A 9,366-nucleotide genomic window follows, 5' to 3' on the forward strand; every position below is an offset into this window, starting at 1 on the left:
ACAGATGCCGAAAAGCTCCCTTATCGATACCCGGAAACGAGCACCTCATCTACAGTCGAAACCACCAGGCTATCAATCACATGCACGCTAGACCCTTGCACATTCTTCGCATGGTGCTTGGCCTGTGATGCCATCTCGGCCAACTGGCTCGCATCGAGTTGTTCACAGGCCTGTGGATGCAGATGCACCACCCCGATCGACAGTGACAACAGCGCAAACTCCTGACGCACGCCCTGGCGGTTCGGTGCGACAAAGCAGCCGGCTTCCAGGTGCTCGCTACGGTAGAAACGCCGGCACTGGCTCTGGAAGTCGTCGAGCAACTGGTTCAAACGTTTGCGCCAGTCTTGCGGGCCGAGCACCAGCAGGAAGTCATCACCACCGATGTGGCCGACAAAGTCGCGGGCCGGGTCGACGCGGTCGTTCAGGCATTGCGCCAGGCACAGCAGGACTTCGTCGCCGCGGCCGTAGCCGTAGATGTCGTTGAAAGGCTTGAAACTGTCGATGTCCACGTAGCAGATCACCGATTCCCGTTGCTGTTGCAGCAGTCGTGTCAGGCATTGCTGGATCGGCACGTTGCCCGGCAGCAAGGTCAGCGGGTTGGCATAGCGGGCCTGCTGGATCTTCAGTTCCGTAATCAACTTGAGCACGTCAATCACCCGGCCAAGCCCGAGATAGCCGCCATTAAGGGTGATGATGAAATCCTCCTCGATACGCTGGCGGGCACGGCTGGTGATCAAGCGGCTGACCTGTTGCAGGGACTGGCTCAGCTCGACGGCGAGGAAGTCATCGTTCATCAAGCGGCTGATCGGTTTGCGGGCGAACAGGTCGGTGGCAAAGGGCTTGAGCAGGGCGTCGGAGAGCGAGTGACGATGGACTATGCCGCAGGGCTGACTCTGTTCATCCAGGACTGCCAGCGAGTTCAGGTTGGCCTGGCGGCGAAAGGCTTCGAGCACTGTGGCGGTCGGGGTGTCGCGGTTCACCGCGGGTTGCTCGTTGAGCAGGGCGCTGAGGTCGCTGCCGTCTTCGCTCAGTACAACGGCGACGCTGTCCTGTCGGGGCATCATTGCCCGGGCATCCCGCGGTGGGTGTTCCTGGGGGCGGCAGAGCAGGTAGCCCTGCACCAGGTCCACGCCCATTTCGGTCAGCACCGTGAGCTCTTCCGGTAGTTCGATACCTTCGGCGATGACTTGCGCCCGCGAGGCCTTGGCGATTTGCAGGATCGAACCGACGAATTCACGCTTGAGCGCATCCTGATGAATGCCATCAATGAAGTGCCGGTCAATTTTCACGTAGTCCGGCCGCAGTTCAGACCACAACCGCAAACTCGAATAGCCCGCCCCCAGATCATCCAGCGCAATCGAAAACCCCATCGCCCGATAGTGATGCAGGGCGGTTTGCAGCAGCTGGAAATCATCCGTTGGCGTTTGTTCGGTCAACTCGATGACCACCTGGTTCGGAGGGATGCCGAAGTCTTGCAGCAGTTGCAAGGTGCGCCCCGGTTGATGGGCCGCTTCAAGCAGGGATTCCGGGGATACGTTAAGGAACAACAGGCCAGGCAATTGCTGTTCATTGAAGCGTCGGCAAGCGCTCTCGCGGCAGGCAATTTCCAGCTCGCTCAGACGTCCGGCCTGGCGGGCGACGGCGAACAGGGCGACAGGGGAGTGCAGAGGGCTGTTGGACGGGCCGCGACTGAGGGCTTCGTAGCCGAGAATACGCCGTTCAGAGAGGCTGATGATCGGCTGGAACAGGCTGTGCAAACCGCCTTGAGTCAGGATCGAGCTCAATGCACTCAGCTGTTCGGTTGTGGTCATGGCGATCTCTGGCGATAAAAAAAAGGACCGGGCGTGCCCTTGGTAAAGAGCACGGCCGGTCCTTTATTTCACGACAGAGTGATGACTGTTTGATGACGCTCCGGGGAGCGTCAGTATTAAATTGCCATCAGTTGTGTGTAGAAACTCAGTGCTTGGCCACTGCCGTGTTGAGTTTCAGGTAGTCCAGCAGAATCCGCCCGGTTTCGCTCAGGTAGGCGTCGTCTTCCGGTTTGGTTTTATCATCTTCGGCCGCAATAACGTCCTCGTCTTCTTTCTTCAGCTCTTTGAGTGGTTCTTCGCCCTTGGCTTTGCGACGGATGTTTTCCATGGTCAGCTGTTTGGCTTCGATGTCGGCGTGCTGCGCACGACGCTCGGCTTCATTGAGGCTGACGGTTTTTTCCAGCATCAGTTTCTGCGCCAGGGCCAGCTTGTCGCGGATGAATACGAACTCTGCATCCTTGGCCGTACGCACGTCATGCTCGGACTTGAGCTGCGAAATGTACGGCTTGAACGGGTCCAGCGCAGGCTTGATGGCGGCCTTGATGGTGTCCCATGGCATGGCTTCCGGCAGGGCGCTTTCACCGATTTCCTTGGTATCGATGATCGACGGGTAATCGATGTCCGGCAAGACGCCCTGATGCTGGGTGCTCTGCCCGGAAACCCGGTAGAACTTGGCCAGGGTCAGTTTCAGTTCGCCATGGTTGAGCGGCTGAATGGTCTGCACGGTGCCTTTGCCGAAGGTCTGGCCACCGATGATCAGTGCGCGGTGGTAGTCCTGCATGGCGCCGGCAAAAATCTCCGATGCCGAGGCGGACAAGCGGTTGACCAGCAACGCCATCGGGCCTTTGTAGAATGCGCCCGGGTTTTCATCTTCCAGGACATCGACGCGGCCATCGGCGTTACGCACGAGCACGGTCGGGCCTTTGTCGATGAACAGGCTGGTCAGCTCGGTGGCCTCTTGCAAGGAACCGCCGCCGTTGTTACGCAGGTCGATGACCACGCCGTCGACTTTCTCTTTCTGCAACTCGGTCAGCAGTTTCTTGACGTCGCGGGTGGTGCTCTTGTAATCCGGGTCGCCGGCACGGAAGGCCTTGAAGTCCAGATAGAACGCCGGGATTTCGATAATGCCGAGCTTGTAGTCCTTGCCGTCCTGCTTCAGGTTCAAGACCGATTTCTTCACGGCCTGATCTTCGAGCTTCACCGCTTCACGGGTGATCGGCACGATCTTGGTGGTCTGGTCGTTCGGCGCATTGCTGGCCGGGATGACTTCCAGACGCACTACGGTGCCCTTCGGACCACGAATCAGCTTGACCACTTCGTCCAGGCGCCAGCCCACCACATCGACCATTTCCTTGTTGCCCTGGGCAACGCCGATGATCTTGTCGGCCGGTGCAACCTGCTTGGTCTTGTCCGCCGGACCTGCCGGCACCAGGCGTACGACTTTCACCTGGTCGTTATCGCTCTGCAACACGGCGCCGATGCCCTCGAGGGACAGGCTCATGTTGATGTCGAAGTTCTCCGCATTATCCGGCGACAGATAGTTGGTGTGCGGGTCGTAGGACATGGCGAAGGTGTTGATGTACGCCTGGAAGATGTCTTCCGCGCGGGTCTGGTCCAGGCGTGCCAACTGGTTCTTGTAGCGCTTGGTCAGGGTTTCCTGGATCTGCTTGGGCTCTTTGCCGGCGATCTTCATCCGCAGCACTTCGTCCTTGACGCGTTTGTGCCACAGGTCGTCGAGTTCTGCGGTGGATTTGAGCCAAGGAGCGTCCTTGCGGTCAATCAGCAAGGTTTCCTTGGTGGTGAAGTCCATCTTGTCGACGCCTTTGCCCAGCTCGGCAAGGGCGAAGTCCAGACGCGCCTTTACGCGGTCCAGGTAGCGCTTGTAGATGGTGAACCCGGCGTTCAGGTCGCCGCTCTTGAGGAAATCGTCGAACTGCGTCTTCCACTTGTCGAATTCGGCAATGTCGCTGGCCATGAAGTAGCTGCGCGACGGATCCAGCAGCTTGAGGTAGCTGTCGTAGATGATCACCGAGCGCGCGTCATCGAGTGGCGGCTTGCTGTAGTGGTGGCGTTTGAGCAACTCCACGACGTTCAGGCTGGCGATCACTTCGTCACGATCGGGTTGAAGATTGTCCCAGCTATTGGCTGCGAATGTATTGCTCGACATCGGCAGCAAGCCGATACCGATGAATAAGGCGAGGGCAGTGCTGGGGAACAAATGCTTCATGCTGATTCGACGCGGGGACAATTGATAACGCATATTAGGCCGTCTTTGAAGTCGCCGGATCTTTGGGAACCGGTCGCATAATGCAAAAAGCCCGACGCTATAGCTTCGGGCTCAGTCCAGACTCACTATGGAGGCACTGTGAAAGCATTGCAAGGCGTTGACGGTCGAGTGGTGTGGGTTGATGAGGCGAGTCCTGCGTGCGATGTAGGACAAGTTCGTATTCGAGTGTCGGCAGCGGGTCTCAATCGCGCCGACTTGTTGCAGAAGGCCGGCCTTTATCCGCCGCCGCCAGGGGCCAGCCAGGTGCTTGGTCTAGAGTGCTCGGGCGTGATCAGCGAGGTGGGCGCCGGGTCCTCCTGGCAGATGGGTGATCGGGTTTGCGCCTTGCTGGCCGGGGGCGGCATGGCCGAAGAAGTGGTTGTCGACGGGCGGCATGTGCTGCCGGTTCCCGACGGAGTGTCACTGGTCGAAGCGGCAGCACTGCCCGAAGTCTATGCAACGGTCTGGCTGAATTTGTTTCAACTGGCTGCGCTCAAGCCGGGTCAGAAAGTTCTGCTGCACGCCGGAGCAAGTGGAATTGGTTCAGCGGCTATTCAGCTGTGCAAGGCCTTCGGTAACCCGTGCTGGGTCAGCGTCGGCTCCGCCGAGCGACTGGCGTACTGCGAAGCGCTGGGCGCCCAGGGCGGCGTGGTGCGCGATGGTGATCTGGAGAGCCTGCGGGATCTGGGGCCGTTCGACGTGATTCTCGACCCGGTGGGCGGCAATTATGCGGCATTGAACCTCAAGTTGCTCGCGCAGGATGGCCGTTGGGTGTTGATCGGTCTGATGGGCGGGCGCGAGGCCAAGCTGGATCTGGCCCAGGTGCTGGCCAAGCGTGTGCAGTTACTGGGCTCGACCCTGCGCAGCCGGGATGAGCAATTCAAGGCCGATCTGTTCAGTGATCTACGCCTGCATGTTTGGCCGTTGTTTGCCGAGGGGCGCTTGAGCCCGCAACTGGCCAAGGCCTTTCCGATCAAGGATGCCGAGGCCGCGTTTGCCGAGTTGGCGAGCAATACCGTGGCGGGGAAGGTGGTGTTGGTGATTGACGAGAGCCTGAGCTGACGACACAAAAAACTAATGTGGGAGCGAGCTTGCTCGCGATGGCGGCCTGTCTGTCGACATTAACGTTGACTGACACACTGCTATCGCGAGCAAGCTCGCTCCCACAGGGGATCCGGGTTACTTCCAGAGATGTATCGGCCAGCCAGCCTTTTCGGCCTGCTCGCGCAGCACTGGATCCGGGTTCACCACATGCGGGAAGTCCACTTTCAGTAACAACGGCAGATCGTTGCGTGAGTCGGAATAGAAACTCGCGCCTTCGAGGTTTTCCTCCTCTGCATCCAGCCATTCCAGCAAGCGGGTGATCTTGCCTTCGCGGTAGGTCAGGGTGCCGACGGTATGGCCGCTGTAAGCGCCGTGGGCGACTTCCAGTTCGATGCCCAGAATCTCGTCGATGCCCAGGCGTTCGGCGATGGGGCCGACCAGGTGGGTGCCCGAAGCGGAGATCACCAGAATCCGGTCACCGGCCTTGCGATGCGCCGCGATGGTTTTGGTGGCGTCGCTGAAGATGATCGGTTCGATGAAGTCTTCCACCCATGGGCCAACCAGATGCTCGACCTCTGCGGGCGTGCGACCGATCAACGGTTCCAGGCTGAAGGCCATGTAGTCCTCCATCGCCAGGTGGCCGCGGCCGTAGGCATCCATCAGTTCCTTGTCGCGACGCAGGAACGATTCGCCATCGACCCAACCGAGGCGGACCATTTGCTCGCTCCACAGTGAGGCGCAGTCGCCGTGGATCAGGGTTTCGTCCAGATCAAAAATTGCCAGGGCCATCAGTGCAGTTCTCTCTTCAGCGTCAGCAAAGTCATCAGGCTACCTCACACAGGGCCGTCGGATCGATGGAAAGCGCCAGGCGCTGACCATCGGGATGCAGGTCGGCCGCCGAGCGGTTCAGAACGTCCACCACCAATTCCACGCCCCGGGCTTCGACCCGGTAGCGAATCACGTTGCCCAGCAGGCTGTGGCTACGCACCTGCGCGTCCAGTTCGCCATTGAGGCTCAGTTCGATGGCTTCCGGGCGGATGGCGATGCGCTTGCTGATCGGTCGCTGCAGCAGTTTGGAGGCACTGTCGGCGTCCAGCAGGTTGTAGTTGCCGATGAAGCCTGCCGCGAATACATCTACGGGCGCGGTGTAGAGGGTTTCGGCGTCGCCGCTTTGTACGATTTTTCCCTGATTCATCAGGAAAATCCGGTCAGACATGGTCAGGGCTTCTTCCTGATCGTGTGTGACGAAAATCGTGGTCAAGCCCAGCTCGCGCTGGATCTGACGGATCTGTTCGCGCAGGTGCTTGCGAATCCGCGCGTCCAGGGCTGACAACGGTTCGTCGAGCAGCAACAGGCGTGGCCGGGTCACCAGGGAGCGGGCGAGGGCGACGCGCTGGCACTGGCCCCCCGAGAGCTGATGCGGGTAACGCGCGGCAAAGTCATTGAGCTCCACCAGTCTGAGCACTTCCGCGACGCGTTTGCGGCTGTCATCGGCATTGACCTTTTGCATGCGCAGGCCAAAGGCGACGTTTTGCTCCACGGTCATGTTGGGGAACAACGCATAGCTCTGGAACACCATGCCGATCCCGCGTTTCTGCGGGCTCACCGGCACGATATCGACGCCATCGAGCAGGATTTTGCCGCCATCCACCGAGGTCAGGCCGGCGATGCAGCGCAGCAGGGTGGATTTGCCGCAACCGGAGGGGCCGAGCAGGGTGACGAACTCACCTTTCTGGACTTCGCAGTTGATGTCGCTGAACACCGTGGTGCCGGCGAAGCTTTTCTGAAGATGTTGGACGCTGACATAGCTCATTCGCTTTTGTCCCTGTTCAAGATATTGGCAATCCAGGTCAGAACCAGCACAAAGAAGAAGTAGGAAATCACCAGCGCACTGGTGAAATGACCGCTGCTGTTGCGCATGTTGTTGAGGTAGACCTGCAGGGTTTCGTAGCGGGTGCCGACAAGGATGTTGGCGAACACGAACTCACCGAACAGGAACGAGAACGACAGCAGCAACGCCACCATCAGGCCCTTGCGCAGGTTCGGCAGCACCACCAGGAATGCGGCTTGAAAGGTGCTGGCGCCGAGCAGCTGGGCGGCGTCCATCAGGTCGCGCAGGTTGATCGCTTGCAGGTTGTTGGTGATCGCCCGGTACATGAACGGCAGCGCCACGGTGAAGTAGCAACCGATCAGGATCCACGGCGTCCCGACCATGGCGAACGGTCCGGAACCATAGAGCTGCAACAGCCCCACCGACGACACCACCGGCGGTACGGCGAAGGGCAGCAGGATCAGGATGTTCATCAGCGCGTCGAGTTTCGGGAAGTGGTAATGCACCACGAACAGCAGCGGCAGAATCAGTACTACTGAAAGAATCAACGAACCGACGCAGACCAGCAATGATTGCCCGAACGCTTGCAGGAAGCGCGGATCGCTCCACAGCTGGATGTACCACTTGAGGGTGAAACCGCTGGGCAGAATGGTCGCCGACCAACTGCTGGCGATCGAGTAGATCAGCGTGCCGGCCAGCGGCAACAGCAGGATGGCAAACAGCAAGTACACCACGACGCGGTGGTAGACACCGGCGGGCCCCAATTCAGCGCGAGACATGGTAGCTCCTCTTCAACAGCAGCTGATGCACGATGGTCACCAGGGTCATCAAGGCCACCAGCACCACGGCCAGGGCGCTGGCCAGGTTCGGGTCCAGGGAAATGTCGCCGGAGACCATCGCCGCAATACGGATCGTCAGCACGTTGAAGTTGCCGGTGGTCAGGGCGTACACCGTGGCGTAGGCGCCGAGGGCGTTGGCCAGCAGGATCACGAAAGTGCCGAGCAGCGCAGGCGTCAACACCGGTAAACCGATGTGTCGCCAGAATTGCCAGCCGCTGGCGCCGAGCAGTTCGGCGGACTCACGCCAGTCTTCGCGCAGTGCATCGAAGGCCGGGTACAGCAACAGTACGCCGAGGGGAATCTGGAAGTAGGTGTAGAGAATGATCAGCCCGGTTTTCGAGTACAGGTTGAAATCCTGAATGATGCCGGCCTGCTTGAGCATGATGGTGAAACTGCCGTTGAAGCCGAGCAAAATGATGAACGCGAAGGCCAGGGGCACACCGGCGAAATTGCTGGTCATGTTGGCGAAGGCGTTGACGAAGTTGCGCAGTTTCGAATCGACCCGGCGCAGGGAGTAGGCGCCCAGTATCGCAATGATGATCCCGAACACGCTGGACCAGAAGCTGATCTCAAGGCTGTACTGGATGGCCTGCAGGTAAAACTTCGAGCTGAAGATCTTGCTGAAGTTGGCCAGGCCCCAGCCGAATTCTTCCGATTGCAGGCTGTTGATCATCACCCAGGTCAGCGGTGCGATCTCGAATACGATGAAGAACAGCGTGAACGGGAGCAGGCACAGGGCAGCGAGCCATTTACTGCGGGTCATGGCATTCACTTCAACAGCTCCCGGCAAACCGGTTTGTCGTGGGGCACGCCCAGCAATTCGCAGACGGTGCCGCAGATCTCGGTCTGTTTCGGCGCGGCGTCGGCGTCGAAGCTGAACGCGTCACCGAGAACGAACAGCGGCACTTCACGTTCTTCCGGCAGCAGGCCGTTGTGGGAGCGGTCGTTGTTCATGCCATGGTCGGCGGTGACCAGCACCTGATAGCCGGCATCGAGCCAGCCTTGCAGGTAGTCGGCCAGGATGATGTCCGCCGAGCGGGCGCTGTTGCGGTACTGCGGGGTGTCGAGGCCATGCTTGTGCCCGGCGTCGTCGATGTTCATCGGGTGGATCAACAGGAAGTTCGGCGCATGGCGCAGGCGCAGGCTTTCAGCGTCGGCGAACAGGTGCGAGTCCGGGTAGTGATCGTTCCAGTAGAAATGCCCATGCTGGATCGGCAGTTGCGGATCATCGGTGTGGCGATCCCGGGCCGCCACGAAGGGCGAACGGTTGTACAGCTCGCTGACCCAGTGGTAGGCCGCCGCCGCGGTTACAAGACCTGCGTCAGTGGCGTAGTGATAGATGCTGCGCTGGTTGGACAGGCGCGAGACGTCGTTGTGGACAATCCCGCTGTCGATGGGCGCAACGCCGGTCAGGATGCATTCGTACAGCGGGCGGGACAGGGCCGGCAACTCGCACTCCAGTTTGTAGAGTGCGGCGCGTCCGGCGCCGACGTAAGCCTGCAGGTGCCCCATGGCGTGGCGGGCGACCTCATGGTTGAGGCCGTCGAGCACGACAAGGATGACGTTGTGCTTCAT

At 59.9% G+C, this 9,366-nt stretch carries 8 protein-coding genes; 1 reads left to right on the forward strand and 7 read right to left on the reverse strand.

Annotated features, from left to right (window positions below; all coding sequences use genetic code 11):
• Positions 1-20 precede the first annotated feature (20 nt).
• Together AC1DXW_RS12940 and AC1DXW_RS12945 are read right to left on the reverse strand one after the other, a co-directional pair.
• A complete protein-coding gene (locus AC1DXW_RS12940) occupies positions 21-1,811 on the reverse strand; it encodes a bifunctional diguanylate cyclase/phosphodiesterase (RefSeq protein WP_477754097.1) in 1,791 nt (596 codons plus the stop codon).
• Between the two features lie 145 nt (positions 1,812-1,956).
• Positions 1,957-4,038, reverse strand: coding sequence for a carboxy terminal-processing peptidase (locus AC1DXW_RS12945; protein ID WP_477754098.1), 2,082 nt, complete (start codon positions 4,036-4,038; stop codon positions 1,957-1,959).
• Positions 4,039-4,176: 138 nt separating this feature from the next.
• On the opposite strand from AC1DXW_RS12945, the gene AC1DXW_RS12950 reads away from it, so the two are divergent.
• Entirely contained in the window at positions 4,177-5,139 is a 963-nt protein-coding gene (locus tag AC1DXW_RS12950; RefSeq protein ID WP_477754099.1) for a zinc-binding dehydrogenase, read from the forward strand.
• 117 nt (positions 5,140-5,256) lie between these two features.
• On the opposite strand, the gene AC1DXW_RS12955 is transcribed toward AC1DXW_RS12950, so the two are convergent.
• The 5 genes from AC1DXW_RS12955 to AC1DXW_RS12975 all read right to left on the reverse strand — a co-directional run.
• Positions 5,257-5,910 carry an HAD family hydrolase gene (locus tag AC1DXW_RS12955; protein ID WP_477754100.1) on the reverse strand — a complete coding sequence of 218 codons (654 nt, stop codon included), beginning with the start codon at positions 5,908-5,910 and terminating at the stop codon, positions 5,257-5,259.
• Between the two features lie 34 nt (positions 5,911-5,944).
• Positions 5,945-6,934: an ABC transporter ATP-binding protein gene (locus AC1DXW_RS12960; protein ID WP_477754101.1), complete on the reverse strand. Its 990-nt coding sequence runs from the start codon at positions 6,932-6,934 to the stop codon at positions 5,945-5,947.
• Positions 6,931-7,731 carry an ABC transporter permease gene (locus AC1DXW_RS12965; protein ID WP_477754102.1) on the reverse strand — a complete coding sequence of 267 codons (801 nt, stop codon included), beginning with the start codon at positions 7,729-7,731 and terminating at the stop codon, positions 6,931-6,933. The genes AC1DXW_RS12960 and AC1DXW_RS12965 overlap by 4 nt, the downstream gene beginning before the upstream one ends.
• Positions 7,718-8,554, reverse strand: a complete 837-nt coding sequence (locus AC1DXW_RS12970) for an ABC transporter permease (protein ID WP_477754109.1) — start codon at positions 8,552-8,554, stop codon at positions 7,718-7,720. The genes AC1DXW_RS12965 and AC1DXW_RS12970 overlap by 14 nt, the downstream gene beginning before the upstream one ends.
• Positions 8,555-8,559: 5 nt before the next feature.
• Positions 8,560-9,366, reverse strand: an 807-nt coding sequence (locus AC1DXW_RS12975) for an alkaline phosphatase family protein (protein WP_477754103.1), incomplete at its 5' end; no start/stop codon positions are given.

The organism is Pseudomonas sp. P4_C4 (assembly GCF_056402055.1).

Excerpts from the sequence above, each read along its gene's own strand:
- AC1DXW_RS12940 (WP_477754097.1), bottom strand. The coding sequence starts at position 1,811 with ATGACCACAACCGAACAGCTGAGTGCATTGAGCTCGATCCTGACTCAA.
- AC1DXW_RS12945 (WP_477754098.1), bottom strand. The coding sequence starts at position 4,038 with ATGAAGCATTTGTTCCCCAGCACTGCCCTCGCCTTATTCATCGGTATC.
- AC1DXW_RS12960 (WP_477754101.1), bottom strand. The coding sequence starts at position 6,934 with ATGAGCTATGTCAGCGTCCAACATCTTCAGAAAAGCTTCGCCGGCACC.
- AC1DXW_RS12965 (WP_477754102.1), bottom strand. The coding sequence starts at position 7,731 with ATGTCTCGCGCTGAATTGGGGCCCGCCGGTGTCTACCACCGCGTCGTG.
- AC1DXW_RS12955 (WP_477754100.1), bottom strand. The coding sequence starts at position 5,910 with ATGGCCCTGGCAATTTTTGATCTGGACGAAACCCTGATCCACGGCGAC.
- AC1DXW_RS12970 (WP_477754109.1), bottom strand. The coding sequence starts at position 8,554 with ATGACCCGCAGTAAATGGCTCGCTGCCCTGTGCCTGCTCCCGTTCACG.